23 protein-coding genes and 1 pseudogene are annotated in these 26967 nt (G+C 72.8%); 16 read left to right on the top strand and 8 right to left on the bottom strand.

All coding sequences use genetic code 11. From position 1 onward, the window contains the following. Positions 1 to 123 precede the first annotated feature (123 nt). A complete protein-coding gene (locus ACF08N_RS21390; RefSeq protein ID WP_392326216.1) occupies positions 124 to 891 on the bottom strand; it encodes a peptidyl-tRNA hydrolase in 768 nt (255 codons plus the stop codon). A gap of 46 nt (positions 892 to 937) precedes the next feature. Between ACF08N_RS21390 and ACF08N_RS21395 the strand changes: the two genes are divergently transcribed. The 3 genes from ACF08N_RS21395 (at position 938) to ACF08N_RS21405 (ending at position 2611) form a co-directional block, all read left to right on the top strand. Continuing rightward, positions 938 to 1615, top strand: a complete 678-nt coding sequence (locus ACF08N_RS21395; protein ID WP_392326217.1) for an AIM24 family protein — start codon at positions 938 to 940, stop codon at positions 1613 to 1615. A gap of 122 nt (positions 1616 to 1737) precedes the next feature. Continuing rightward, entirely contained in the window at positions 1738 to 2190 is a 453-nt protein-coding gene (locus tag ACF08N_RS21400; protein ID WP_392326218.1) for a hypothetical protein, read from the top strand. Between the two features lie 217 nt (positions 2191 to 2407). Further along, positions 2408 to 2611: a hypothetical protein gene (locus ACF08N_RS21405; protein ID WP_392326219.1), complete on the top strand. Its 204-nt coding sequence runs from the start codon at positions 2408 to 2410 to the stop codon at positions 2609 to 2611. Positions 2612 to 2626: 15 nt separating this feature from the next. Here ACF08N_RS21405 and ACF08N_RS21410 read toward each other — a convergent pair whose 3' ends face one another. Further along, complete coding sequence (locus ACF08N_RS21410; RefSeq protein ID WP_392326274.1) at positions 2627 to 3550, bottom strand: polysaccharide deacetylase family protein; 924 nt, start codon at positions 3548 to 3550, stop codon at positions 2627 to 2629. A gap of 142 nt (positions 3551 to 3692) precedes the next feature. On the opposite strand from ACF08N_RS21410, the gene ACF08N_RS21415 reads away from it, so the two are divergent. Further along, positions 3693 to 4208: a cupin domain-containing protein gene (locus ACF08N_RS21415; protein WP_392326220.1), complete on the top strand. Its 516-nt coding sequence runs from the start codon at positions 3693 to 3695 to the stop codon at positions 4206 to 4208. 194 nt (positions 4209 to 4402) lie between these two features. Beyond that, positions 4403 to 5623, top strand: a complete 1221-nt coding sequence (locus ACF08N_RS21420) for a S1 family peptidase (RefSeq protein ID WP_392326221.1) — start codon at positions 4403 to 4405, stop codon at positions 5621 to 5623. 85 nt (positions 5624 to 5708) lie between these two features. Here the strand turns inward: ACF08N_RS21420 and ACF08N_RS21425 are convergent, their stop codons facing one another. Then, positions 5709 to 6239, bottom strand: coding sequence for a MarR family winged helix-turn-helix transcriptional regulator (locus ACF08N_RS21425; RefSeq protein WP_392326222.1), 531 nt, complete (start codon positions 6237 to 6239; stop codon positions 5709 to 5711). 125 nt (positions 6240 to 6364) lie between these two features. Here ACF08N_RS21425 and ACF08N_RS21430 point away from each other — a divergent pair, with 125 nt between their 5' ends. Next, entirely contained in the window at positions 6365 to 6778 is a 414-nt protein-coding gene (locus tag ACF08N_RS21430) for an organic hydroperoxide resistance protein (RefSeq protein ID WP_392326223.1), read from the top strand. Between the two features lie 22 nt (positions 6779 to 6800). Here the strand turns inward: ACF08N_RS21430 and ACF08N_RS21435 are convergent, their stop codons facing one another. The 4 genes from ACF08N_RS21435 to zapE all read right to left on the bottom strand — a co-directional run bounded on the left by ACF08N_RS21435 (position 6801) and on the right by zapE (position 11078). Next, positions 6801 to 7709, bottom strand: a complete 909-nt coding sequence (locus tag ACF08N_RS21435) for a PPK2 family polyphosphate kinase (RefSeq protein ID WP_392326224.1) — start codon at positions 7707 to 7709, stop codon at positions 6801 to 6803. A 363-nt stretch (positions 7710 to 8072) separates the two neighbouring features. Continuing rightward, the gene (locus ACF08N_RS21440; protein WP_392326225.1) at positions 8073 to 9431 is read right to left on the bottom strand and encodes an alkaline phosphatase PhoX; all 1359 of its coding nucleotides are present in this window, start codon (positions 9429 to 9431) and stop codon (positions 8073 to 8075) included. A 106-nt stretch (positions 9432 to 9537) separates the two neighbouring features. After that, positions 9538 to 9966, bottom strand: coding sequence for an OsmC family peroxiredoxin (locus ACF08N_RS21445; protein ID WP_392326226.1), 429 nt, complete (start codon positions 9964 to 9966; stop codon positions 9538 to 9540). Between the two features lie 35 nt (positions 9967 to 10001). Continuing rightward, complete coding sequence (gene zapE, locus ACF08N_RS21450; protein WP_392326227.1) at positions 10002 to 11078, bottom strand: cell division protein ZapE; 1077 nt, start codon at positions 11076 to 11078, stop codon at positions 10002 to 10004. A 36-nt stretch (positions 11079 to 11114) separates the two neighbouring features. Between zapE and ACF08N_RS21455 the strand changes: the two genes are divergently transcribed. The 4 genes from ACF08N_RS21455 to msrB all read left to right on the top strand — a co-directional run bounded on the left by ACF08N_RS21455 (position 11115) and on the right by msrB (position 15183). After that, positions 11115 to 11897 carry a pyrimidine reductase family protein gene (locus ACF08N_RS21455; RefSeq protein WP_392326228.1) on the top strand — a complete coding sequence of 261 codons (783 nt, stop codon included), beginning with the start codon at positions 11115 to 11117 and terminating at the stop codon, positions 11895 to 11897. Between the two features lie 903 nt (positions 11898 to 12800). Next, positions 12801 to 13271: an indole-3-glycerol phosphate synthase gene (locus ACF08N_RS21460; RefSeq protein WP_392326229.1), complete on the top strand. Its 471-nt coding sequence runs from the start codon at positions 12801 to 12803 to the stop codon at positions 13269 to 13271. An 83-nt stretch (positions 13272 to 13354) separates the two neighbouring features. Further along, the gene (gene murC / locus ACF08N_RS21465) at positions 13355 to 14764 is read left to right on the top strand and encodes a UDP-N-acetylmuramate--L-alanine ligase (protein WP_392326230.1); all 1410 of its coding nucleotides are present in this window, start codon (positions 13355 to 13357) and stop codon (positions 14762 to 14764) included. A gap of 11 nt (positions 14765 to 14775) precedes the next feature. Next, complete coding sequence (msrB, locus tag ACF08N_RS21470) at positions 14776 to 15183, top strand: peptide-methionine (R)-S-oxide reductase MsrB (RefSeq protein ID WP_392326231.1); 408 nt, start codon at positions 14776 to 14778, stop codon at positions 15181 to 15183. Between the two features lie 90 nt (positions 15184 to 15273). On the opposite strand, the gene ACF08N_RS21475 is transcribed toward msrB, so the two are convergent. Next, positions 15274 to 15876: an LmbU family transcriptional regulator gene (locus ACF08N_RS21475; RefSeq protein WP_392326232.1), complete on the bottom strand. Its 603-nt coding sequence runs from the start codon at positions 15874 to 15876 to the stop codon at positions 15274 to 15276. A gap of 618 nt (positions 15877 to 16494) precedes the next feature. On the opposite strand from ACF08N_RS21475, the gene ACF08N_RS21480 reads away from it, so the two are divergent. From ACF08N_RS21480 to ACF08N_RS21505, 6 genes and pseudogenes are all read left to right on the top strand, one after another. Further along, positions 16495 to 17289, top strand: a complete 795-nt coding sequence (locus ACF08N_RS21480; RefSeq protein WP_392326233.1) for a response regulator transcription factor — start codon at positions 16495 to 16497, stop codon at positions 17287 to 17289. Positions 17290 to 17912: 623 nt separating this feature from the next. After that, positions 17913 to 18674: pseudogene (locus ACF08N_RS21485) on the top strand (thioesterase II family protein); the annotation flags it as partial. A gap of 1 nt (position 18675) precedes the next feature. Beyond that, positions 18676 to 19500: a mycofactocin-coupled SDR family oxidoreductase gene (locus ACF08N_RS21490; RefSeq protein WP_392326234.1), complete on the top strand. Its 825-nt coding sequence runs from the start codon at positions 18676 to 18678 to the stop codon at positions 19498 to 19500. A gap of 53 nt (positions 19501 to 19553) precedes the next feature. Next, entirely contained in the window at positions 19554 to 22466 is a 2913-nt protein-coding gene (locus tag ACF08N_RS21495) for an amino acid adenylation domain-containing protein (RefSeq protein ID WP_392326235.1), read from the top strand. Further along, positions 22463 to 23719 carry an ATP-grasp domain-containing protein gene (locus ACF08N_RS21500; protein WP_392326236.1) on the top strand — a complete coding sequence of 419 codons (1257 nt, stop codon included), beginning with the start codon at positions 22463 to 22465 and terminating at the stop codon, positions 23717 to 23719. Before ACF08N_RS21495 ends, ACF08N_RS21500 begins: the two co-directional genes overlap by 4 nt. A 31-nt stretch (positions 23720 to 23750) precedes the next feature. Next, positions 23751 to 26942: an amino acid adenylation domain-containing protein gene (locus tag ACF08N_RS21505; RefSeq protein ID WP_392326237.1), complete on the top strand. Its 3192-nt coding sequence runs from the start codon at positions 23751 to 23753 to the stop codon at positions 26940 to 26942. Positions 26943 to 26967: the final 25 nt, after the last annotated feature.

A 26967-nucleotide genomic window follows, 5' to 3' on the forward strand; every position in this document is an offset into this window, starting at 1 on the left:
ACGGCAGCCGAAACCGCCCACCAACTGACTGGCGGGTCAGTCCGCCGGCTGTCCCGCCGGTCGAACCTAGCGGGTCAACCTACTTGGCGGTACCGGGGAATACGCACCCGGGGCCCGCCGTGTTCAGCCGCGCAGCGACGGATGATCGGCGACCACCGTGCACGAGCCCGGAGCGATCTCCGTGAAGCCCGCGTCGCGCACCACCGGCAGTCCGCTCTCGGTGAGTGCGCGCCAGTGTGCCGGATCGGCGGTGCGCACCGACAGGCGGTGCCCGGCCGTCCGCCATGCCTTCCGGTCCGTCTCCGACAGCTCCCACCAGGCCAGTTGGGCGCCGTGGCCCGCCTGGGCCATCGCCTTGCCCGCCGACATGTCCAGCTCGGGGCTCAGCCACAGCACCGGTGTCTCGGGGGCGGGGGGCGCGGGCGGCTCCGGGTCGTCGAGATCGGTGCCGGACACCTGGAGCTTGGCGAGTTCCTTCGGCCAGCCGTCGAGCGGTACGGGCGGGAAGACCCGTACCTCCGCCCGCTCGCCGGTCACCGTGATGCCCGGCAGCGCACAGGCCCGGCGCCACTCGGCGCCACGCGCCCTGCGGACCACCTTGCGGATACGGGCGTCCTGCCAGTCCCGCATCGCCCGGGCCCACTCGCCCTCGCCCGTGGACCGCTCGTCGTCGAGGATCTCCAGGACGGCACGCGCCGCGGTCTCAAGGGCGTCGGTACGGGCGGGCGGTTCGGCCTTCTCGATCCGTACGACCAGCGGCAGGACGAACTGCGGTGCCGCGTCGCGCAGGCGGTTCTCGTGCCGGAAGGGACTGTCCGCGGGCGGGGCGGCCTCGGTGCCGTTGTTCTCACTGCTCACCCGATCAGTGTGCCAGCCGCCACGCCGGGGCATTTGGGGCAGTTGGCGGAACGAGTGCCTCCGGGCGACGATGCCTGCCATGAAGAGCGATCTGTTCAGCAGCGAGAACATGGCGCAGCAGGCGACGGTGCCGGGGATGACCCTGCAGAACGCCAAGGCGGTCAAGTACGCGGTCAACGGCGAGATGCACGCGCGCCAGGGCTCGATGGTCGCCTTCCGCGGCAATCTCCAGTTCGAGCGCAAGAGCCAGGGCATCGGCGGCATGCTCAAGCGCGCCGTCACGGGCGAGGGCCTGCCGTTGATGGCCGTGCGCGGCCAGGGCGAGGCGTGGTTCGCGCACGAGGCGGCCAACTGCTTCATCGTCGACATCGAGCAGGGCGACGCGCTCACCGTCAACGGCCGCAACGTGCTGTGCTTCGACGCGACCCTGTCGTACGACATAAAGACGGTGAAGGGCGCCGGCATGACGGGCGGCGGCCTCTTCAACAGCGTCTTCACCGGCTACGGGAAGCTCGCGGTCATCTGCGAGGGCACCCCGATCGTGATCCCCGTCAGCCACCAGCAGCCGGTGTACGTGGACACCGACGCGGTCGTCGGCTGGAGCGCCCATCTGAACACCTCGCTGCACCGCTCGCAGTCCATCGGATCGATGATCCGCGGGGGTTCGGGCGAGGCGGTCCAGATGAAGCTGGACGGCGAGGGTTTCGTGATCGTCAGGCCCAGCGAGGCCACTCCGCAGAAGGCGGCGCAGAGCTGAGGCTGGAAGGAGTCGGCCGCCGTTACGGCCTCGGCGGACCGTGAGTCCTGCGGGAGGTCGACCTCGACGTCCCCCGCACCCTGGTCCGCATCGAAGGCACCATCGGCAGCGGCAGGTCGACGTTGCTGCGGCTGCTCGCCGGCATCGACGCACCGGCCGAGGGCCGGATCACCGGCCGGCCGCGCACGGCGTACGTGCCCGTACCGTTCCCGGCGGCACTGCCGTTCAGCGCCCACGGATATCTGGTGCATCTCGCCCGGATCCACGGGCTCGGCCGGCGGGTGGCCGCCGCTGCCGTGGTCGAGTGGCTGGAGCGCTTTGGGGCGGCGGGCCACGCCCGCACGCCGCTCGGCGCCGTGGCCACCGGGATCGTCGTCCTGATCAGTGACGCGCGGAACGCCGACCACCGGGTCGTGATCCCCCTGCTGCCCGCCGTGGCGGCCGGGCTGCTCGCCTGCGCGGTGAGCGTCCTGGTCTTGGCGCCGCGGTGGGAGCGCTGTGCACCCGGCCCCTGCTGCACGCGCGCGGCTGGTCGCTCCTGGCCACCGCGACGGCGGTCCTGCCGGCCCTGGTGACCACCGGCTCACCGGCGCAGTACGCGGTGAGCGGTCTGGTCGCCGGTTCACGGACCGGGACCGTGCGGCTGCCGGTGGCCGCCCTGCTCGCGGCGGCGCTGATCGCGGCCGCCGCGGTCGCGGTCGCGGTTGTCTGCCTGCTGTGCTCCCGGCGGGGCACGGCGGCCTGGGAAACAGGGGCGGCACCGGTCCAGGAGCCGGAGCTACAGTCGGATGTATGGACGAGCACGAGCCGTACTGCGAGACCCCGGCCGACTCCGGCACCGCCGCCGCGCCGGCCACGGACGCCGCACCCGGCGAGCCGTTCGCCGAGTGCGTGCTGTGCCGCGAGCCGACCGAGTACCCGGCGTCCGTCAAGGGCGCCCCGCTGTGCCCTGTCTGCGAGTGGCGGGAGGCGGAGCGGACCGCCTGCTCGGGCTGATCGAGCCGGGCGGGCTCACGAGGCGCGCATCAGGTCCGAGACCTTCACGAAGCGGTACCCGCGGCGGCGCAGCTCCGGGACGATCCGGCGCACCGCCTCCTCGGTGACCGGGGCCGCGCTGCGCGTGCAGTGCATGACCACCAGGGATCCGGGTCGTACGCCCGCGAGGACCTGCTCGGCGACGGCGTCCGCGTCGGTCGCGAAGGCGTCGCCGCTGACGACGTCCCACTGCACCGCGGTGACCTGGGCGGGTGCGATCGCGCGCAGCGCGCCGTCGTCGTAGCAGCCGCCGGGGAAGCGGAAGTACGGCACCACATTGCGCGCCCCGGCTTTCTCGAACGCCGTGAAGGCGCGTTCCACGTCCGCCCGCATGTCCTGCGGGGCGACGACCGGGAGCCCGTAGCAGCCGGACGTGAAGGCGTGGTGGCTGTAGGAGTGGTTGGCGATCTCGAAGAGCGGATCCGTGCCGATGGCCTTCGCCTGCGCCGGGTACTCCTCGGCCCAGCGGCCGGTCATGAAGACGGTGGAGGGAACCTTCAGCGCGCGCAGCGCCGCGATGAGGCCGGGGTTGTCGAAGTGCTCCCCGCGTGCGGCGCGGGGGCCCTGATCGGCGGTCATGTCGGCGTCGAAGGTGAGCGCGACCGTTCTGGGCGCGGTGGCGGCCGGGGCCGCGGCCCGCCGGAAGACGGGGGTCAGCCCGTGCGGGCCGGGGGCGAGCGTCGGTGCTCTGCGTCGCTGCTCGGCTCCCTGTCCGCGGGGATTGCCCGGCTGCGGCGACGCGGGGGCCGGACCGGCCGCGGTGGGCGAGGAGGACGGCTTGAGCGCGGCGGGGGCGGGGTCGGCGCCGTCCGTACCGCACCCGACAAGTACGGCTCCCAATGCGGCGACAGCCGCAAATCTTCGTACAGGAGTGGTCACTGACGGAAAATATACGATCATCATGCGGATGATCCGTCAGGGACGCTCCTGCATCAGGGTTGCCTTTCAGGGCAGAGCGTTCCGCCCTCTCCGTTGCACCGTGCAATGATGCCCTCCGGTTTTCCTGGTCCGCCGTACGGATCTCGCGTTCAGGAGGAACGGCATGACGCTGCCCCCCACGGCCGGGGTGCTCGCCACTCTGGAGGACCTGCTCGCCGTGCCGGAGGGCCGGGGCGGAGCCGTGTGGCGACTGGACCCGGCCGCGCGCCAGCTGGACGCGAACGTCATCCGCGTCCTGCCCGGCGACCGCGTCGAACGCCATGTCGAGCCCGACCTGGACGTCCTGCTGTGCGTGCTCACCGGAAGCGGCGAGCTCACCGTCGGCGGCGAGGTCCAGCGTGTGGGACCCGGCTGCGTGGCCTGGCTGCCGCACGGCGCCGAGCGCGCCATCGCCGCCGGCCCGGACGGGCTCGTGTACGTCACGGCCCACCGCCGCAGACCCGGCCTCTCCATCAAGTCCGCGTCCCCCGCCGCCCCGGCCCGCGCGGCCGCCGAGGGCGGAGAGGCCGCCTGTCTGCTCCACCGGATCTGCCCCGGCTGCGACCGTCCCGCCGACGACACCGGCGCACGGTACTGCAGCCGCTGCGGCACCGAACTGCCCGGCACCGCTGCTTTCTGACTCACTGTCACTCGCTCGGGATCCCGCCATCGGGGCGATCCCGGTGAGCACAACACCCGCCTCCTGCGTATCAAGGGTCGGACGCGTCCCCCGGTTCCCGTCGGCAACCGGATTCCGTACCCCCCGCAGGAGGCAGCGAGTTGAGTCACAGGCGAATACCCAAGCGAAAGGCCGTGCTTGCAGGAGCCGGGGCGGTGGGCATCGCCGCGGCGGCCGTCCTGCTGCCCCAGGCCAACGCGTCGCAGTCGGATTCCGGCGCCGACGCGGCCCCCAGGGCGATGAGCGCCGCCACCGCCCAGGACCTGCTGTCACGGCTCGGGCCCGAGCTGGGCGACGCGTACGCGGGCGCGTACTACGACGCGGGCAAGCAGCAGCTCGTCGTCAATGTCGCCGATGCCGGCGACGAGGCGATCGGCCGGGTCAACGAGGCCGGGGCCGTGGCCAGAAGCGTCGAGAACAGCATGGGCGAACTGAAATCCGCGGCGGACACACTGGCCGAGAAGGCCACCCTCCCCGGCACGGCATGGGCCGTCGATCCGAGGACCAACCAGATCCTGGTCACCGCCGACCGCACCGTGCTCGGCGCCCGCTGGGACAGGCTGGAGTCGGCCGTCGGGTCGCTGGGCTCCGGCACGGCCCGTATCCAGAAGTCCGCGGGCGAGTTCAGGACCTTCCTGGAAGGCGGCGACGCCGTCTTCGGCGGCGGGGCGCGCTGTTCGCTCGGCTTCAACGTGACCACGCAGGACGGCGCGCCCGGCTTCCTCACCGCGGGCCACTGCGGTGTGGCCGCCGACCAGTGGTCCGAGGACGCGAACGGCGCCCCGATCGGTACGGTCCAGGCCGCGACGTTCCCAGGCGACGGCGACTTCGCCCTGGTCACGTACGACGATCCGGCGACACAGGCGCCGAGCCGGGTCGACCTCGGGAACGGCCAGACGCTGGACATCGTGGGCGTGGACGACGCGGCGGTCGGTCAGCAGGTGTTCCGCATGGGCAGCACCACCGGTCTGGCCGACGGCCGGGTCACGGGTCTGAACGCGACCGTGAACTACCCCGAGGGCACGGTCACCGGGCTGATCCAGACCGACGTCTGCGCGGAGCCGGGCGACAGCGGTGGCGCGCTGTTCACCCGCGAGGGGATCGCGATCGGCCTGACGTCGGGCGGCAGCGGAGACTGCACCTCGGGCGGTGAGACGTTCTTCCAGCCCGTGACGACCGCGCTGGCCGCGGTGGGCGCGCAGATCGGCGCGGGCGCCGGCGGCGGCAACGGCGGCGAGGGCGACGCAGGCGCCGGTCAGCAGGACGAGGCGGGTCGGCAGGACGGCGCCGGCAGTGGCGGCGCGGCGAACGGCACCGGCGCAGGTGATGCCGCCGGCGAGGCCGACGGCAGCGGCTTCGCCCGGCAGCGCGGCTGACCCGCGTCCGTGCGACGGGGGAGGCGGCGGGGCCCGGGGCGCCAGAAGGTCCCGGGCCCCGCCGCCCTGTGCCGCTCGCCGCGGCTCACTCGTCGTCCGGCCCGCCCGCCGCGCAGTCGGCGGCGCCCCCACTGCTGCCCGCCGTGTCCAGCGTCGCGGTCAGCGCGTCCAGCTCCGCGCGCAGGGCGCGGATGCGGTCGAGGGAGAGGCCGGTGGCCTGCGCGATCCTGCGCGGCACGCCCAGTGCCTTCTCGCGCACGGCCTCGCCCGCCGCAGTCGGCCGGGCGGTCACCGAGCGCTCGTCCGCCGCGCTGCGCCTGCGCTCCACGTATCCCGCCGACTCAAGGCGTTTGAGCAGCGGGGAGAGCGTGCCCGAGTCGAGGCGCAGATGCTCCCCGATCTGCTTGACCGGCAGCTCCCCGTGCTCCCAGAGCACCAGCATCACCAGGTACTGGGGGTAGGTGAGGCCCAGGTCCTTGAGGGCCGAGCGGTAGACCCCGTTGAACGCGCGCGACGCGGCGTGCAGCGAGAAGCAGATCTGGCGGTCGAGGCGCAGGAAGTCCTCGTCCGCCACATCCCGCAGTGTCTTCTCCGTGCGTCCGTCGCGTCCGTCCATGCGTCCAGACTACCAAGCTGCGTCCGATTAAGTTGTGCACAACTTAATCGTGTGCTTTTATTTGTGGGGCCGGTTCGCCACGGCGGACCACCACACCGCATCACCGGACGAAGAGGGATGAACTCATGGACGCGCTCTACACCGCTGTCGCCACCGCCAACGGCCGCGAAGGCCGCGCCGTCAGCTCGGACGGCCGGATCGACCTCCCGCTCGCGTTCCCCGCGGCCCTCGGCGGCAACGGGCAGGGCACCAACCCGGAGCAGCTGTTCGCCGCCGGCTACGCCGCCTGCTTCGCCAGCGCGATGGGCGCCATCGGCCGCCAGGAGAAGATCGACGTCAAGGACGCGTCCGTGACGGCCGAGGTCTCCATCGGCAAGGACACCGACGGCGGCTTCGGACTCTCCGTGGTCATGCGCGTGGAGCTCCCCGACCACCTCCAGGGCGAGGCCGGCCGCGAGCTGCTGGAGAAGACCCACGCGTACTGCCCGTACTCCAAGGCGACCCGCGGGAACCTGCCGGTCGAGCTCGTCATCGAGTAGTCACCGGGCCGCCGGCGCGCGGTCACGCCCCGCCGAGCAGCCACTCGCGGCACTGCGCCGCGTCGAAGCCGCCCGGCGGGAAACGCGGGTCCATCGCCTCCAGGTGTTCCAGCAGCAGTCGGCTGACCGCCCAGTTGCGGTACCACTTGTGGTCGGACGGCACGACGAACCAGGGCGCCGCCTGCGTCGAGCACCGTTCCAGGGCGATCTCGTACGCCTCCTGGTAGGCGGGCCACAGCCGCCGTTCCTCGATGTCGGCCGGGTCGAACTTCCAGTGCTTGTCGGGGTTGTCGATCCGTGCGAGCAGGCGGCGGCGCTGCTCCTCGAAGCCGATGTGCAGGAAGACCTTGACCAGAGTGACGCCGTCCTCGGCGAGCGTGCTCTCGAAGTGGTTGATCTCCTGGTAGCGGCGGACGAGCCGCTCGCGGGGGACGAGTTCGCGTACGCGGGCGATCAGCACGTCCTCGTAGTGCGAGCGATCGAAGATGCCGATCTCGCCGGGGTGCGGCAGCGCCCGTTCGACACGCCACAGGAAGGTCTGGCCGAGCTCCTCCTGGGTCGGCGCCTTGAACGCCTTGATACGGCAGCCGGCCGGGTTGAACACGCCCACGACGTGTTTCAGCGTGCCGCCCTTGCCGCTGGTGTCCATGCCCTGGAGCACCAGCAGCAGGCGGCGGCGGTCGCCCGCCGTGGCCGCCGCGTACAGCCGTTCCTGGAGATCGGCGAGGCGCGGGACCATCCGGGCGGTCGCCGTCAGGCCGGCCGGTTTGTCGGGCGGGCCGGCCGGGGTGGCGGACGGGTCGTGGCGGGACAGGTCGACACGGGCGCCCGGTGGGACCCGCAGCAGCTCACCGAGCACGACCGGCTGCTGCGGCTCGTCGGCGGTGCTGCCCGCTTTCCCCCGCCGCTTCTTCGCGTCGTCCTCGGCCACCGCGTGCCCCTTCCCGTCCGTGCGCCTCCCCATGATCGTGCGACGCGCCGGTCCCGCCCGCGAGCGCTGCATGCGCATGTGCGCGAGCGGCAGCCTGATCGGGACGGCAACGGCGTGGCCGCCCACAACAGGACCGCGGGCGGGGGGGGGCGGGGGGGGGGGGGGGGCCCCCCCGGGGGGGGGGGGGGGGGGGCCGGGGGGGGCCCGGGGGGCGGGGCCCCCCCCGCGGCGGGCTCTTGGCGAGTGGGCGGCCGCGCCCGGGGGGGGGGGCCCCCCCGGGGGGGCCCCCCCCCCCCCCCCCGGGGGGGGGCCCCCGGGGGGGGGGGGCCCCGCGCCCGCGGGCGTCGGTGTCGGGGGGACCGGTCAGCGCCAGGGGCCCGTGACCGCGAACGTCGTGCCGGGTGTGTAGCAGTTCACGTACATCGTGCCGCCGTCCGGCGAGAACGCGACGCCCGCGAACTCGCCCCACTCCGGCGCCTGCGGAGTGCCGATGTTCTGCGCGTTCCGGGCCATCGGATACACCTCACCGTGCTTGGTGAGGCCGTACACGTGCTGCGCGCCGTCACCGTCCTCGCACACCATCAGGCCGCCGCTCGGGGCGAGGCAGATGTTGTCGGGGGACTCGCCCGGCAGCTGGATGTTCGTGTCCGGGCCGAAGACGATCACCAGGGTGAGGCGCCGCCGCCCCGGCTCGTACTTCCACACCTGGCCGAAGTGGTCCGCCGCCGATCCCTCCGCGCTGCGCGCGTAGCTGGACACGAAGTAGACCGACTTGCCGCCCCAGTAGCATCCCTCCAGCTTCTGGGCGTGGGTGATGCCCTTGGGGCCGAAGTCCTGGAGCCTGATGGGCGTCTGCTTCGCCTGGCTGTCCGGTACGGGCACCCACTCGATCCCGTCGAAACGCGCCCCTGTCTCCTGGATCTCCGACAGGTCGGGCACGCCCGGTACCCGCATCGCCTGGAGCTCCCCGCCCGCGCGCAGCGAACCGGTCCCGCCCATCGGCCTGTCGGGCAGGAAGCGGTAGAAGAGCCCGAACGGACGCTGGAAGGCGTCCTCCGTCTCGTACACGATCCCGCTCGACGGGTCGATGGCGATCGCCTCGTGCTGGAAGCGGCCCATCGCGGTGAGCGGCACGGCCCCGGTGCGGTGCGGATCGGCGCCGTCCACCTCGAAGATGAAGCCGTGGTCCTTGGTGTAGCCGTTGGTGCCGGCCTTGTCCTCGGTCTCCTCGCACGTCAGCCACGTGCCCCAAGGCGTGGGACCGCCCGCACAGTTGACCGCGGTACCGGCGATGGCGACCTGCTGCGACAGTACGTTGTTGCGGCTGTCCAGCTCCAGCGCCGTACAGCCTCCCTTGCCCATCGGGTCGTAGGTCAGGCCCTCGACGGTCGGCACGGGGATACGGGCGGTGCGCCGGTTCTCGTGGTTGCGGACGAGGTGGATCCGGCCGCGGCGGCCGGCGAAGGCGGCCATGCCGTCATGGTTGCTCGGCACTCTGCCCTGGTCCCGGCTCAGCTGATCGCCTTCCCGGGACAGGACCTTGTAGCGGAAGCCCTTCGGCAGATCGAGCAGGCCGTCCGGGTCGGGCACGAGCGGGCCGTACCCGCCGTGCCCGCGGGCGGCGGCCGTGCCCGCGAAGAGCTCGGAGAACGCACCGGCGAACGCGATACCCGCGCCCACCGCACCGGCCTGGGCCAGAACTTGACGTCGTGAAGCGGTCATTCGGCAACTCCCTGCTGGCGGACAGGAATGTGACCCGCATGTGTGTATCACGCAGACGGCCGCCGCGTAACCATGCGGGCCACTGATGCCTGTGGTGCCGACCCGCTCAGCCCAGCGTGGCGGTCAGCGTGATCGGCGTGGCCCTCAGCGCCTGGCTCACCGGGCAGTTCACCTTGGCGTCCTCGGCGGCCTTGGCGAAGGCGGCCTCGTCCAGGCCCGGGACCGTGCCCACGACGGTCAGGTGGATGCCGGTGATGCCCTCACCGGGCTGGAAGGTCACCTCGGCCTTGGTCTCCAGACGGGCCGGCGGGGTGCCGGCGCCCGCGAGAGCGTGCGAGAAGGCCATGTTGAAGCAGCTGGAGTGGGCGGCCGCGATCAGCTCCTCCGGGCTCGTCCGGCCGCTGGCGGGCGGCTCGGTCCGCGCAGCCCAGGACACGGGGTACTCGCCGATGCCGGAGGAGTCGAGAGAGACGACGCCCGCGCCTTCGAGCAGGCTGCCTTCCCAGACGTTGTGGGCCTGACGCGTGGTGGCCATGATGGTTCCCTTCAGATCGGGTATACCGCCCCAACCTACTGCGCCACCAAGGCTTTCGCGTCGCGCGCCAGCGCGGTGAGCCGGGAGATCGCCCGGAAGTACTTCTTGCGGTAGCCGCCGTTCAGCATTTCGTCACTGAACAGCCGGTCGAACGGCAGGCCGGAGGCGAGCACCGGCACCTCCCGGTCGTACAGCCGGTCGGCGAGGACCACGAGCCGCAGGGCGGTCGACTGGTCGGGCACCGGCTGCACGTCGGTGAGGCACACCGCCCGCAGCCCGTCGGTCAGCGCGCCGTAACGGCTCGGATGGACCCTGGCCAGGTGCTCCAGCAACTGAGGGAAGTCGTCGAGGGACGCGCCGTCGGTCGCGTACGCGGCCTTGGCGACCTGCTCGTCGGAGTACGGGGGAGGGGCCTCGGGCAGGCCGCGGTGGCGGTAGTCCTCGCCGTCGATACGCAGCGGGCGGAAGTGCGCGGACAGGCCCTGGATCTCGCGCAGGAAGTCGGCCGCGGCGAACCGGCCCTCGCCGAGCTTGCCGGGCAGCGTGTTCGAGGTGGCGGCGAGCGCCACGCCCGCGTCGACCAGCTTGCCGAGCAGGGTGGAGACGAGGACGGTGTCGCCCGGGTCGTCCAGCTCGAATTCGTCGATGCACAGCAGCCGGTGCCCGCTGAGCGTCCGGACGGTCTCCTGGAAACCGAGCGCGCCCACCAGGTTCGTCAGCTCCACGAACGTGCCGAAGGCCTTGAGTGCGGGCTCGGCGGGGGTGGCGTGCCAGAGCGAGGCCAGGAGGTGGGTCTTGCCCACGCCGTAGCCGCCGTCGAGGTAGACCCCGCGGGGCGCGGCCGGCGCCGCCTTCTTGGGCGTCCTCGCGAACCAGCGCCGCCTGCCGCCGCCCGACGCGTGCGCGCCGCCGAGGCCGGACGCGAAGTCGCTGAGCACCTTGACGGCCTCGATCTGGCTCGGCTGCTGGGGATCGGGGACGTACGTGTCGAAGCGCACCGCGTCGAAGCGCGGCGGCGGCACCATCTCGGCGACCAGACGGTCGGCGGGGACGTGCGGCTCGCGGGCGCACAGCGACAGGGGCGCGGCTTCGGTTATCGGGCTGGTCGGCACGGACTCAACTGTAAGGGCCGTGTAAGACTGCACAGCATGCGACGCCTGTTCCCTGTGACCGACCAGACACCGCCCGCCGACGTCCGGGAAGACCGGGAGTGGTCGCTGGACGAGCTGGCCGACGCCTACGCGTACCCCGCCGGAGCCGAGCGGGAGGGCGCCTGGCTGCGCGCCAACATGGTGTCCTCGCTCGACGGCGCGGCCCAGCACGACGGCCGTTCGCAGCCCATCTCCTCCGACGCGGACATGCGGATCTTCGGCACCTTGCGCGGTCTCGCCGACGCCGTGGTGGTCGGCGCCGAGACCGTACGGCTGGAGGGCTACCGGCCCGCCCGGGCCCGCGCGGCCTTCGCCGACCGCAGGGCCGCCGCCGGGCAGGGGCGCGCGCCCGCGATCGCCGTGGTCAGCGCGTCACTCGACCTCGACTTCTCGCTGCCGCTGTTCACCGAGCCGCTGGTGCCCACGCTCGTCCTGACCGGGGCCGCGGCGGCCCCGGACCGCGTCCGGGAGGCGGAGAAGGCGGGCGCCGTGGTGGTCGTCGCCGGTGACGGGCCGGGCGTGGAGCCCGCGCGGGCCGTACGGGCACTGGCCGAGCGCGGCCTCGTGCGGCTGCTGACCGAGGGCGGCCCCCGGATGCTGGGCCAGTTCGCGGCGGCCGGAGTCCTGGACGAGCTGTGCCTGACGGTGTCCCCGACGATGACGGTGGGCGACGCCCAGCGCATCGCGGGCGGCCCGTCCCTGGCGGACCCGGCGCGCTTCGCCCTGGCGTCGGTACTGGAGGAGGCGGGCTTCCTCTTCACCCGCTACCGCAGGGCCTGAGCCGGCGGTATCCGGCCGGGGCGTGTCGCTCGGGCCGCGGTGGAGGCCTGCGCCGGGCAGCGGGGTGTGCGCCGGTCCACCGGAGGCCGGGGCCGTGCCGGTACGGACAGCCCGGCCGTATTCATCGGGCACCGGAGTACAGACGCGCGGTCGGCCGGTCCGGTCCGTGCGACGCCGCGGTGGACAAGGCGGGTGCGCCCGGCACCGGGCACCGGAGGCCGCAGCCGTGGTCACCGGGCACGGGAGGAGTGACGCCGTGTCCGGCTGCCGACCAGACGTGTGTCGCCCCGACCTGACCGGGCGGGGGGTGCGCCGTGCGGACGGCGGGATGCGACGCCGTGGTCGGCCGTTACCTGGGCCGTGCCTGGTAGCCGGAGGCCGGTGGCCGTGCCGGTACGGGCAGCCCGGCCGTGTTCATCGGGCACCGGAGGCCGCAGCCGCAACCGTGGTCACCGGGCACGGGAGGAGTGACGCGGCGCAATGCCGCCTCCGGCGGGTGCCGGTACAGGCAGCGGCAGCCCGGTGGTGGGTTCATCCGGTGTGTGAGCGCGAGGTCGCGCCCGGCTCGGGACGGGGCCGTGCCTGGTGGCCGGAGGCCGGTGGCCGTGCCGGCGTGGGGGCCGCAGCCATGTGGTGTGCCCGGGTGGGATGCGGCGTGGGCGTGGCCCGCGGGGCCGCCCACCGAGCGGCCGGTTGCGACGGATGCGGGTCCGCCGGGTGTGAGCACGCGCCGCCGCGGGCATCCGCAGGGCGCGCGAAGGGCCACGGCCCCGCGCCACCGCGCACGCGCGCCGGTGACATCGCGGAATTTACCGTTCCGCTTAGCTCCGGAGGGGCACACTTGTCTCGCAGACCCCGTGCCGTCACGGGGGAAGGATGGTTTCCGCAGAAGGGCTCCTGAACGTGTTCACAAGCGTATTGATGATCGAGAAGCCCCTGACCTCCGAGGACGTGGAGTTCGTCACCACCCTGCACGGGGACGAGGCCGTCTCTTTCATCGTGCTGATGCAACCGCGCGGTGACCAGGCCGACGTACTGCTGCGCGCCATCGACGACGTCGCGCTCGGAGAGCTGAAGGAGGCCGTCCGGGAGGGCGAGGAGCCCCAGGGGGCGGAGGCCGTGGGCCCCGCCCGGCGCGGACTCGAGCACTCCCTGGCCGACCTGCGTGCCCGGGGCTGCGAAGCCGTGGGCGAGGTCGTCGAGGACCACCCGCTGGACAAGCTGCAGGCCGTCGTCGACGAGGCCGGCGCCGACGAGGTGATCGTGCTGACCGAGCCGCACTACGTGGAGGAGTTCTTCCACCGCGACTGGGCGTCCCGCGCCCGGCACAAGGTCGGCGTACCGGTGCTCAAGCTCTTCGCGCACAGCGAGTAGCCGACCCGGGGGCGCGCCCGCGGGAACGAGCAGGCAATAGGGTGGGCCCCTGCACGTGTACGCACACCCCGGGAGACACACACATGGCACCCGCCGTCCCCAGCGCCATGGAGCGCCCGCACTTCATCGGCATCGGCGGAGCCGGCATGTCGGGGATCGCGAAGATCCTCGCCCAGCGCGGCGCGAAGGTCGCGGGCAGCGACGCCAAGGAGTCCGCGACCGCCGAGTCCCTGCGGGCGCTGGGCGCGACCGTGCACATCGGCCACGCCGCCGAGCACCTGGCCTCCGACGCCAGCTGCGTCGTGGTCTCCAGCGCCATCCGCGCCGACAACCCGGAGCTGGCCCGCGCGGCGGAGCTGTCCGTTCCGGTCGTCCACCGCTCCGACGCGCTCGCCTCGCTGATGACCGGGCTGCGCTCGATCGCCGTCGCGGGCACGCACGGCAAGACCACGACCACCTCCATGCTGGCGGTGGCGCTGACCGAGCTGGGCCTCGACCCCTCGTACGCGATCGGCGGCGACCTCGAGGGCCCGGGCACCAACGCGCGGCACGGCGAGGGCGAGATCTTCGTCGCCGAGGCCGACGAGAGCGACCGCAGCTTCCAGAAGTACGACCCCGAGGTCGCGATCGTCCTCAACGTCGAGCTCGACCACCACGCCAACTACGCGTCGATGGACGAGATCTACGAGTCCTTCGAGACGTTCGTCGGCAAGGTCGTCCCGGGCGGCACCCTGGTCGTCGCGGCCGACCAGGCCGGCGCGGTCGAGCTGACCTCCCGCGTCCGCGAGCGGTCGTCCCTGAAGGTCGTCACCTACGGGGAGTCCGAGGGCGCGGACGTCCGCATCCACAAGGTCACCCCGCGCGGTCTGACCAGCGAGGTCACGGTCCTGCTCGACAGCCGCCTCCTCACCTTCACCGTCTCCGTCCCCGGACGCCACTACGCCCACAACGCGGTCGCCGCGCTCGCCGCCGGCGTCGCCCTCGGCATCCCGGCGCACAACCTGGCCTCCGCCCTCGGCGCCTACACCGGCGTCAAGCGCCGCCTCCAGCTCAAGGGCGAGGCCGCGGGCGTCCAGGTCATCGACTCCTACGCCCACCACCCGACCGAGATGACCGCCGACCTGGAGGCCATGCGGGGCGCGGCCGCCGACGCGCGGCTGCTCGTCGTCTTCCAGCCGCACCTCTTCTCCCGCACCCAGGAACTCGGCACGGAGATGGGCCAGGCTCTCGCGCTGGCCGACGCCTCGGTGGTCCTCGACATCTACCCGGCCCGTGAGGACCCGATCCCCGGCATCACCAGCGAGCTGATCATCGACGCGGCGCGCACCGCCGGTGCCGAGGTCACGGCCGTCCACGACAAGGCGTCCGTCCCGGACGTGATCGCGGGAATGGCCAGGCCCGGCGATCTCGTTCTCACGATGGGCGCGGGCGATGTGACGGACCTCGGTCCGCACATCTTGAAAAAGCTCAGCCCGGCCCGCCTGCCGAACTGAGGGAGCGGTTGATGTCGTACGAGATCGAGAAGCCGGACGAGCAGTGGCGGGCGGAGCTGAGCCCGGCGGAGTACGCGGTCCTGCGCCAGGCCGGGACCGAGCCCGCGTTCGTCGGTGAGTACACGGACACGAAGACGGCCGGCACCTACTCCTGCCGAGCGTGCGGGGCGGAGCTGTTCCGCTCGGACACGAAGTTCGAGTCCCACTGCGGCTGGCCCTCCTTCTACGACCCGAAGGACACGGACGCGGTCGAGCTGATCGAGGACCGCTCCCACGGCATGGTCCGCACCGAGGTCCGCTGCGCACGCTGCGGCTCGCACCTGGGCCACGTCTTCGAGGGCGAGGGCTACCCGACGCCGACGGACCAGCGGTACTGCATCAACTCGATCTCGCTGCGCCTGGAGCCGGAAGCGCCCTGAGACGCCGGGTGCCCGACGCAGCCCCCGCCGTGCCGGAGGGCAGCGGACGGCCTTCCCGCGGCGACGGCAGGTGCGCCCCGCCGCCGCGGGTCACCGTTGCCTCTGTGCGGCCCGGTCGAGCGTGATGATGATCCACTCGGCGAGATCCCGGCCGTCGCGTTCGGCCGCGTCCGCCCACACGCTCTCCCGCTCGGGAGTGGTGCGCAGCTGGAGGCGGACCTCGTCGCGCTTCGGCTCGTCGGCGGTGCCGGAGACCGCTTGCCGCAGGTGCTGGCGGAGGGCGTTCCTGGACCAGCCCTCCTGCGCGGCGCGTTCCAGCCACACCCTGCGCTCCGCGGGATCCAGCGACGCGACCTCGGCGTGGTGCTGGAAGCTGAGCTGCGGGTGCCGTTCGGGCGCGGGGAACCGCCGGGCGATCCAGGCGTAGTTCCGCAGGGTCTTGTAGTCGAGGCCGGTCTCCTCCATGGCCTGGCGGTACCGTCCGGGGTATTTGTCCTGGCCGAAGACGAGCCAGTCGCCGTGCCACCAGGACGAGGAGTCGGATATCAGGAAGAGCTTCCTGCCGAACCGTTTCCATTCCGTCAGGGAGAAGTTCGACGGCAGAGAGAGGCCCGTGCGCCGTGTGAGGGCCGCTCTGTCCAGGGAACGCGCGGACCCGTCGCGAACGGAGGGCGTGCTGAGGGAGTTCTCCATGCTGGTCACTTCTCGTCAAGGGGTGGGGGGTGGTGAAACACGACGTCGACGAAGGCGCGCTGCGCCGGTCCGCGGGCACACGACGGTCCGACGCCGGCGCTGTCCGCCGCGCCCCGGGGAGGAGGTGAGGTGTGGCCTCCGCCCCCCAGTGGCGCGAACGAGTCACCGACTCGATCGAGGACGGCCGATGGTCATGCCCTGTTCTGCGCCACAACCGGCCGACGTGCGAAGGCTCATGAAGCTGCCCCGTTCCCCTGGGCGGGAGCAAATGCTCTGGTCATGAGGGAGTTTGGCATCGGGTTCAGGGTGTGGTCCAGAACCTTCAACTGGCATAAATCAGCCTGGCAGCAGGGTGCCAGCTCCGGGGCGGCGAGCAGGCGGGCGGCATGGAGCGGTCGCAGTTCTTACGGTCGGACGGCGGCCCCGCGAGGGAACTTGCCGTGACCGCGGCGGCAATCTTGATAAGCTGCGCCAGCTTGTTCGGGGGCGATGATGGTGCGAGGCAAGGCGAATGACGTACGGCAGGCCGGAGGCGGCGCTTCGCAACTCGGGCGCCGACCGCGGGAGTCGGGCCCTGATGCGGGGGCCGAGGCGTCACCGGCCGGTCTGAGTGTGCCCATGGCGCTGGGTCACGAGGCCGCGATGCGCCGGATGATCGAGCAGACCGCCATGGTGCTGCGTGACATGGCCGAGGGGTTCGACAACCTCGGCGACTCCGTCGGCCGCCACTCGGCCCTGCCCGAGGCGGGGCATTCGCCCCGGATGTCCGCGTACACCGTGGAGTTCCTGACCGATCCGGTGGAGATCGCGGCGGCGCTGCTGGACGCTGCGGCCGTCGCCACGAACCTGATCATCAGCATGCACCCGGGCCCGGTCGCGAAGCGCGCTGAGCTCGACGAGGAACTGGAACGCACACGCCATGCACTCTCGCGGGGCGTGGCCGTGCGGAGCATCTACGCGGAATCCTTTCTCAAGTCCCCTATCGGCGCCAAGCACTTGCGCGCCCTGGCGGAGTCCGGCGTGAACATCCGGCTCCTCGGGTCGGTGCCCTTCCAGCTGATCGTGAGCGACACCCTGACCATGTTCTCGGGGGCGGGGCATGAGGACGCCCGCTCGCTGGCGGTCCTGCGTCCCGCGTTCGTGGCCAGAGCGGCGCAGCAGGCCCTGGAGCACTGGTGGACCACCGCCACTCCACTGGACGATCTCGCCCAGCATGTGAACGACAGCCCCACTCCTCAGGAGCAGGCGATTCTGCGGCTGATGTCGGCCGGTGTACGCGACGAGGCAATCGCGAGGGAAATCGGCGTCTCCATCCGCACGTTCCGCCGGAATCTCGCGAACCTTTTGAACAGGCTCGGGGCCGAGAACCGGTTCCAGGCGGGCGTCAAGGCGTCCGCAAAAGGCTGGTTGTAGCGCCGACGGGGCATGGGTGCCCGGTGCTCGGAACGCTTTCACGACGTGCCGTCTGGTGGACGGCCGGCATGTCCGTTCCCTGTGTCGGATGGCGGCAAGCCTGCGGACGGGAAAGTCCTTTGTCAAGGCTGTCTACGGAACGGTCGGGGAAGTCGCCGGAATTCCGTACGGGAAATGCGCATCGCGCCTGGACGGCGGGCCGTGGTGTCCCGCCAGCGGGACACCACGGCCCGCCGGCACGGGCCCGTCGGCAGCCTTCGGCGGCGGGTGTCGCGGGCCCTCGGGGGCATGCGGCGGCGAAGCGTTGGCCTGCGGAAGGCTTTCCTCCCGTGCGTCATTGAGATATAGGGCCAGCATTTCCTCGTGTACCAGAATCGCACTCGACAACCGTTGCGCCCTGTTGCATGATCCTTCCGTCGAGCGGCACGGGGGGCTGGCGCGATATCGCCGCTGTCTTCCTCTGTGTGAACGCATGAACGCGGGAACGCGTAAACGCGTGAAGTGAAGCGGAATTTGACACTCTGTTGAATTCTGTCCTGTGCGGTTCGGCTGCCTGCCTTGCCACGTCTTCAGCGCCGCCGGCGATTCTCGTCGGCAGGCCGGCGCACGATTCCTCGTGACGGGCCGACCCGTCCTCGTCGAACTTCCTTCACGGAGCCATGAGCCCCATGTCCCATGCCCTGCCCCTCTTGTGCCTGCCCTTTGCCGGAGCCGGTGCCAGCTTCTACATGCCCTGGCGGTCCCTCGGCGTCGAGGGCCTCGACGTCCGGCCCGTCCAACTGCCCGGCCGGGAGCGCCTGGTCGACCAGGCGCCGTACACCGACGTGCAGGCCGCGGCGGACGGACTGCTGCACTCCGCCCTCGAGGCCGCAGGGGAGGGACCGGTGCTCGTGTTCGGTCACAGCCTCGGCGCGATCCTCGCGTACGAGCTGGCGCACCGGATCGCCGACCACGGCGCGAACGAGGTGGTCCACCTGTTCGTGAGCGGTTCACAGGGGCCGTGGAACGGTCGGACGGAGCGGGCGACCGGACTGGACGACGACGCGTTCCTCGCACGGGTCCAGGAGTTCGCGGGCTACCGTCACCCGGCCTTCGACATCCCGGAGATGCGCGAACTGCTGCTCCCCACGCTCAGGGCGGACGTGGAGATGCACGAGGCCTACGTCCCCACCTCCGACCGCAGGCTCGCCGCCCCCATCACCTCGGTCCGCGGCGTCGACGACCACCTGGTCTCGGCCGAGGCGGCCGACCGCTGGCGCGACGCCACCAGCGAGACGTTCACCGCCGTGGACGTCCCGGGCGGCCACATGTACCTCGACACGGATGCCGTGTCCCTGCTCGAGCTGATCGCCTCGCGGGTCCGGTCCGGACGGACGGGGAACTGACGTGAGACTTTCCCGCAAGACCGTCCTCGTGACCGGCGCGGCCCGCGGTCTCGGCCGTGCCTGCGCCCTGCGGTTCGCCGAGGAAGGCGCCGACCTGGCGCTGCTCGACGTGGCCGCCGACATCGCCGACGTGCCGTACCCGCTCGGCACGGCCGACCAACTGGAGGCCACCGCACGGCTGTGCCGTGAACGCGGCGCCTCCGTGCTCGCCGCCCGGGCCGACGTGCGCGACCAGAAGGACATCGACACCGCCGTGGCCGCCGCCCTCGACCGGTTCGGCCGCATCGACGTCCTGGTCAACAACGCCGGAATCGCGGCGCCTTCCGGCAAGGCCAGCCACGAGATCACCGAGGACGAGTGGCGCGTCATGCTGGACGTCGACCTGTCCGGCGCCTGGCGCATGATCAAGGCCGTGGCGCCCTCCATGGCCCGGCAGCGCTCCGGCAGCATCGTGAACATCTCGTCCACGGCCGGGCTCGTGGGGTACCGCTACTTCGCCGGCTACGTGGCCGCCAAGCACGGCCTGATCGGACTGACCAAGGCGGCGGCGCTCGACTACGCGGCGCTGCAGATCCGCGTCAACGCCCTGTGCCCGGGACAGGTGCGCGAGGAGCCCGTACTCGAAGGGCGGATGCTCTCGGAGGTCGCCCGCTCCCTCGGTGTGGCGCCGGAGGACCAGGAGACCGCGTTCCTCGAGTCCCAGCCGATGAACGCCCTGGTCGACCCCGAGGACGTCTCCTCGGCCGCCCTGTGGCTCGCCAGTGACGACGCCCGCCAGGTGACCGGCAGCGTCGTCACCGTCGACGGCGGATTCAGTACGCGATGAGGGCCCCGCACCGCACGGCCGTGCCCTCGGCCGGCACCAGCCAGGAGAACAGCATGTCAACCCGGATCAGCCCGCCCACCCCGTCCGCACCCATGGGAAGCGCTGCCGGCTTCTTCGCCGGCGCGCTCTTCGACTCCCGGCCGGCGCGCGCGTGTCACAGCCTTGTGCGCCGACTGCCCGAGGGGCTCACGGCCGAGCGGGTCGCCGAGCGGCTGGCCGCCGCGCAGGCGTCGGGCGCCCTGCCCACGGACCTCCGGCTGTGGGTCGAGGACGTGATCACCGCGGCCGACGCCCCTGCCTCTCAGGCGCTGCTCGCCCGCGAACGCTCCCGCGCGCTCGGCCACGGCACGTGGCTGCGTACGGTCCTGCTGGCCTACGCCGAGGGCGGGGCGGACCTGGTCCTCGTGGCCCACCGCCGCGCCGTGGACAGCGCCGGGCTCGACCTCGTCGGCGACATCCTGTCCGGCACCGACGACGGCACGGCCCGGCTCGCCGGCCCCGGCGACCTGCCCCGGCACACCGCCGCGGACGCGGAGCCGCCGGCCTGGGGCCTCGGGAACGCCCGCCGCGCCGGGGCGACGGGCGTGGTGCCGATCGGCCCCGTGGAGATCGCTCCGGAACCCGCGACCCCCGTTCTGCTCGCCGCCACCGCCGTGGTCCTGTCCCGCTACGGGGACCAGGGGCAGCCGATCGGTCTGCTCACCGCCGACCGCACGGGCGGTGACCGGTTCGGCACGGTGACGGTGCCCGTCGACGACGGCACACCGGTCGCCGACCTGGTCCTCCACGCCGAGCGCGCCATGGCCTCGGCCGCGCCCGCCGGCGCCGACCGTCCGGTCCCGGCGGTGGGCGTCCTGGAGCGCCCTCGCCAGGACGACGCGTACCTGCCCTTCCTGGAGCTGCCGTTCCCGGTGACGTTCGTCTGGGAGCCGCGCCAGGACGGGACCTTCGCCGGCAGCCTCCACTACGACGAGTCGGCGGTGGACCCGGCGGTGGCCGCGCAACTGGCCCGGCACGTCGGCCGGCTGGTGGCACTGACCGGCTCCAAGCCGTCGGCCCAGAACCTGCCGAGCGCGGACATAGAGCTGACCGACGCGGAGGAGAACGCGCGTCTGCTGGCACTCGGACGCCCGCACCCCTCGCCCGCGCACACGCCGACCACCGTGCACGCCGCCTTCGCGCGGATCGCCGCGGCCCGGCCCGACGCGACGGCGCTCTCGGACGCCGAACGGGAGCTGACATACGCGCAGCTCGACGACGCGGCCACGCGGATGTCCGCCGGACTGAGCGAACGGGGCGTCGGCCCGGGATCCTTCGTGGGCGTCTGCCTCGACCGTGAGACCGACCTGGTGGTGACCCTCCTGGCGGTGCTCAAGACGGGGGCGGCGTATGTCCCGATGGACCCCCGCTACCCCGTCGAGCGACTGCGGTACACGACCGAGGACGCGGGACTCGCCCTCGTGGTCACCACCCTCGGCGACTTCCCCGTCGTGCAGGGCACCACCGTGCTCCACCCGCGCACGCTGGCCGGATCCTCCGCCGAGGCGCCCCGGCCGGCGGCCGACCCCGACGCGCCGGCCTACGTCATCTACACGTCCGGATCGACCGGCAGGCCCAAGGGCGTGGTCGTACCGCACCGCAACGTCGGTGCGCTGATCGCGGCGACGGCCGAGGACATGCGGCTGGGGCCGGACGACGTGTGGACGCTGTTCCACTCCAGCGCCTTCGACTTCTCGGTGTGGGAGATCTGGGGATGCCTGCTCACCGGCGGCCACCTCGTCGTGGTCCCGTACTGGGTGTCCCGTTCCCCCGAGGAGTTCCACGCGCTGCTCGTCCGGCGCGGCGTCACCGTGCTCAGCCAGACGCCCTCCGCCTTCGCCTCGCTGCGGGACGTGCATCTGGACCAGCAGCAGTCGCTCGCTCTGCGGCTGGTGGTCTTCGGCGGCGAGCCGCTGGACGTGCGGGCCCTGGAGCTGTGGTTCCGGCGCGTACCGCACGACCGGTGCCGGCTGGTGAACATGTTCGGCATCACCGAGACCACCGTGCACGTCACCACCCAGACGGTGACGCCGGTCGAGGTGGCCGCCGGCTCGTGCTCGGTGGGAACGGCGCTGCCCGGCTGGTCCCTCTCCGTGCGCGACACGCGGGGCCGTATCCAGCCCATCGGTGTCCCCGGCGAGATCTACGTGGGCGGCGCCGGTGTCGCCGACCGGTACCTGAACCGTCCGGAGCTCACCGCCGAGCGCTTCGTCGACGATCCGCCGACCGGTGAACGGGTCTACCGGAGCGGCGACCTGGGCCGCCTGCGTCCTGACGGGCGGCTCGACCACCTGGGCCGGATCGACGACCAGGTGAAGGTGCGGGGCTACCGCATCGAGCTCGGCGAGATCAGGTCCGTCCTGCTCGACGATCCCGCGGTCTCCGCGGTGGCCGTCGTGCTGAACAAGGGCGACGGCGACGCGGCCGACGTACGCCTGGACGCCTACGTGGTGCTGCGGCCCTCCGGCTCGGTGACCGAGGTCCGGCGCAGGCTGCGCGGTGTCCTCCCGGAGCACATGGTCCCGGCCACCCTCACCGCGGTGCCCGAGATCCCGCTCACCGTGAACGGCAAGACGGACACGGACAGGCTGCCGAAGCCGGAGCTGCCGTCCGCCGCGGACACCGACACCGACGCCGGCACCGCGCCCGCGGCCGACGTGGCCGTGGCCGAGGAGCAGGAGAGCCTCACCGACCTGATCCTCCGCGCCTGGCGGGCGACGCTCGGCCCCGAGGTCGGGCCGGACGACGACTTCTTCGAGCTGGGCGGCAACTCGCTGCTCGCGGTGCGTCTCTCCGCGGCGCTGCGCCGGGAGGGCCTGCCGCCCGTGCCTTTGCGCGATCTGTATCTGCATCCGACGGCGGCGCGTCTCGTGGAGCACCTGACGGCGCAGCAGCCGGCCGCCGGCACACGGGCGGAGGGCTCGTGACCGGCCACGCACGGCGTACGCCCCGCGTCGCGGTCCTCTACGACCTCGGCTCCGCCACACCGAACGACATCCTGGCCGGCGCCCACCGGCTCTGCGAGATCGTCTTCGTCGCGGACTTCGACCGGCCAGGGGCGGCCGCCGCCCGTGCGGCGATGCTCGACCTCGCAGAGGTCGTCGACGTGACCGGGCTGGACGCGCAGGAGCGGCTGAGGCTCCTCGTGGCCGCCGCGGTCGACGGCATCGTCACCTTCAGCGAGTACCGGCTCGCGGAGACCGCGTGGCTTGCGCAGGGTCTCGGACTGCCGTACCACGACGTCGAACTGGTCCCGGCGCTGGTGGACAAGCTGGTGCAGCGCCGGATCCTGGCCGAGGCCGGGGTCCAGGCCACGCGCTGCGCGGTGATCGGTGACGATCCGGCCGAGGCGCTCGACCGGGTCGGCGTTCCGGCGGTGATCAAGCCGCGGATCGGAGCCGGGAGCCTGCACACCACCCGGGTGGACTCCGCCGAGGAGTTCCTCGCCACGGCGGCCGCCCGCCCGGCCGGCATGGAGTTCGTCGCCGAGGAACTGCTGGAGGGCGATCCCCAGGTAGCCGGCGAGTTCTGGGGCGACTACGTCTCGGTGGAGTCCGTCCACACGCCGGCCGCTTCCCGGCAGGTCTGCGTGACCGGGAAGTTCGCCCTCGCGGAGCCCTTCCGGGAGACGGGGATGCTGCTGCCGGCCACGCTGCCGCCGGAGGCGACCGCCGAGGTGCTGACCCTGGAGGCCGCCGCCGTGCGGGCCCTGGACATCGCCCACGGCGTCACCCACACCGAGATCAAGCTGACCTCCGACGGCCCCCGCATCATCGAGGTCAACGGCCGCCTGGGCGGATACGTCCCGGAGATCCTCCGGCGGGCCACCGGGATCAACCTGGTGCGCGTGGCGCTGGAGGTCGCCCTCGGCCGGGAGCCCCGCATCCCGGCCCCGCGCCACCGGGGCGTCACCTACCAGTACTTCCTCACGCCGCCGGCCGTGGCGGGCACGCTCACCTCGGTCAGCGGGGTGCCCGAGCTCGCCGCGCTGCCCGGTGTGCGGAACGTCGAGACACACGCCGAACCGGGGCGGCTCGTGGACTGGCGCGAGGGCACCCAGAGCCACCTGGGCGTGGTCTACGGCTCCGCCCCGGACCACGACACCTTGCGGACGGTCGCGGAGTCGATCACCGCCACGTTCCGCCCTGCCTTCGCGTCGCCGGCCGGTGCGGGCGCATGAGGCACGAGCGCACGAAGAGATGGAACCGACGATGAAACCTGAGCTGTCCCGCCCGGACGAGCCCGGCGCCGAGCCCGCGCGCACCGCCACCGGAGCGTCACCGGGCTACCGGCGCGACGCCACGATCCACGACCTGTTCCTCCGGCGCGCCGCCGCGACGCCCGACGCGCCAGCCGTGGTCAGCGCCCGGGGCACCCTGACCTACCGCCGGCTGGCCGAGCGCTCGGCCCGGCTCGCCGCCCGCATCACCGCGTACGGAGTGCGCCCCGGCGAACTCGTGGCGGTGCGTGCCGAGCGGAGCCCCGAGTGGGTGATCGCCAACCTGGCCGTGCTGCGCGCCGGGGCCGGGTACCTGCCGATCAGCCCCTCCGAGCCGGAGCGGCGGGTCGCGTACCTGCTCGCCGACGGCGGGGTGCGGCTGCTGCTCGGCGACCGTGAGGGCGAACTGCCCGACGGCCGCGGGGCGCAGATGGCGATCGGCGAGGAACCCGCCGTCTGCGCCGGGGAGTTGGCGGCCGATGCGTCGGCCGATGTGGGAGCCGACGGCCTCGCCTACGTGATGTACACCTCGGGCAGCACCGGACGGCCCAAGGGTGTCATGGTGTGCCACCGCAATGTGGTGCGCCTGGTCACCGGTACGGACTTCGTCACGTTCTCCGACGGGATGCGGGTTCTGCAGACGGGTGCCGTCTCCTTCGACGCGAGCACGTTCGAGCTGTGGGGCCCGCTGCTGAACGGCGGCGCACTCGTCCTGCCCGAGGAGGACACCATCCTGGACGCGGGCCGGCTCGGCGCCGCGCTGCGCGAGCACGCCGTCACCACGCTGTGGCTCACCTCGCCCCTCTTCAGCCGGATCGCCCGGCAGGACCCGTCGGTCTTCGCCCCGCTGACCGATCTCGTCGTCGGCGGGGACGTGGTCGCCGGTGAGCACGTGGCCGCCGTCCTGGCCGCCTCCCCCGGGGTACGCGTGGTCAACGGCTACGGCCCCACGGAGAACACGACCTTCTCCACCACCCACGCCGTCGGCCCGGAGGAGACCGGCGGGCCGCTGCCCATCGGACGCCCCATCGCCCACTCCACCGCCTACGTGTTGGACACGACGGGCGTTCCCGTCCCCCCGGGCACCGAGGGCGAGCTGTACGTCGGCGGCGACGGGGTGGCGCTCGGCTACCTCAACCGCCCGGACATCACCGAGCAGGTCTTCCTGCCCGATCCCTTCCTGCCCGGCGGCCGCATGTACCGCACGGGCGACCGGGCACGGCAGCGCCCGGACGGCGTCATCGAGTTCCTCGGCCGGGCGGACGGTCAGGTGAAGATCCGGGGCTACCGCATCGAGCCGGGCGAGATCGAGGCGGCGCTGCGCGGCCACCCGTCCGTCGGCGAGGCCGTCGTCGTACCGCGGGTCCGCGACGGCGGGGACGCGACCGACCGCTACCTCGCCGCCTACATCACGGAGAGCGAACCGGTCGACGTGCGCGAGGTGCGGGAGCATCTGGCGGAGCGGCTGCCGCGTCATCTGATCCCCGGCCACCTCGTCGTGCTCGACTCCCTGCCGCTGACGGCCCACGGCAAGGTCGACCGGTCGGCGCTGCCCGATCCGGCCGGTCTGCACGACCTGCCGGTGGAGCACGTGCCGCCGCGCGACGGCGTCGAGGAGCGGCTGGTCGCGATCTGGGAGAGCGCCCTGCCGGGCGCCACCGTAGGCGTCCTCGACTCCGCCTTCGACCACGGTGTCGACTCGCTGATGGCCGCCGGCCTCGCGGCCGCCATCGGCGAGGAGTTCGGCCTGCCGGTGACCGTCGCGGACATCTTCCGCAACCCCACCGTCGAGGAGCTCGCCGCGCTGCTCGGCAGCCGGGCGCCCGAGCCGGAGCAGCCCGTCGCGCTGCCCGCCGCACCGCCGGCCGAGCACTACCCGCTCGCACCGCAGCAGTACCCGCTGTTCGTGGCACAGCGCAAGGACGAGACCTCGGTGCAGTACAACGTGCCGGTGCTGCTGGAGCTCCCGGCCGGGACCGACGAGGAACGGCTCGCGGCGGCCTGGCGGGGACTGATCCGCCGGCACGAGGTCCTGCGCACCTCCTTCGTGCTGAAGGACGAACCGGTGCAGGTGGTGCACGCCGACGCCGACGCGGACCTGCGTTTCGTCGACGGGGAGCCCCGTCTCGACGCACTGGTCCGGCCGTTCGACCTGGGGACTCCGCCGCTGGCGCGGGCCGTCCTCCACCGAACCGGCGACCGGTCCGTGCTGTTCGTGGACCTGCACCACCTGGTGGTCGACGGGCTGTCCCTCACGCACCTGTTCGGCGACCTCGACGCGCTGTACCACGGCAGGGAGCTGCCGCCGGTCGCGCACCCCTACCGCGACTACGCCCACTGGGCGGCGTCCGGGGACGGGAAGGGCATCACCGAGGAGCAGCGGGCGTACTGGACCTCCGTGTTCCGCGGCCGGCCCGCTCCGGCCGAGCTGCCCACCGACCGGCCCCGGCCCGCCGTCCGGAGCAACGCCGGTGATCTGCTGCCCTTCGGGCTCGGTACGCAGCGCACGGCCGCGCTGCGCACCTTCGCCGCGCAGCACTCCGTCACGCTCTTCGCACCGCTGGCGGCCGCGTACGCGGTCTTCCTGTCCGCGGTCACCGGGCAGGACGACGTCACCGTCGGGGTGCCGGCGTCCGGCCGGACCGCTCCGGGCCTCGACACGGCCGTGGGCATGTTCGTCAACACCGTGTGCCTGCGCCTGCGGCCCGCGGGGGACAAGGAGTTCGGCGCACTCGTCGACGAGGTCGCCGTCACCGCGCGCGAGGCGTTCGAGCACCAGGACTTCCCGTTCGGCGAACTCGTCCGCGAGGCCGCCGGGGATCCCGTGCCCGGCCGGAACCCGATCTTCGACACCATGCTCGCGCTGCAGGCGGCCGCACTGCAGTCCGTCGACTTCCTGGGGGAGCGGGTCCTGCTGCGGCCCCGCCACACCGGCCAGGGCATGTTCGACCTGAACATGCAGGTCTACGAGGAGCAGGACGACCTGCACATCGAGTGGGAGTACTCGACGGAGCTCTTCGACCGCGCCACGGTCGCCGCGTTCCGCGACACCCTCCTCGGCATCCTCGACCGGGCGCTCGCCCACCCCGGCACGACGGTCGCCGCCCTTGCAGGGCCGGCCGGCCCCGGCGGCACCGAGACCACGGCCGCGCCGGACCTTCCCGGCATCGCATTCGACTTCTGATCCACAGCCGAGGAGCACCTCCTTC

Source organism: Streptomyces sp. NPDC015127 (assembly GCF_043080095.1).
Classification (GTDB): domain Bacteria; phylum Actinomycetota; class Actinomycetes; order Streptomycetales; family Streptomycetaceae; genus Streptomyces.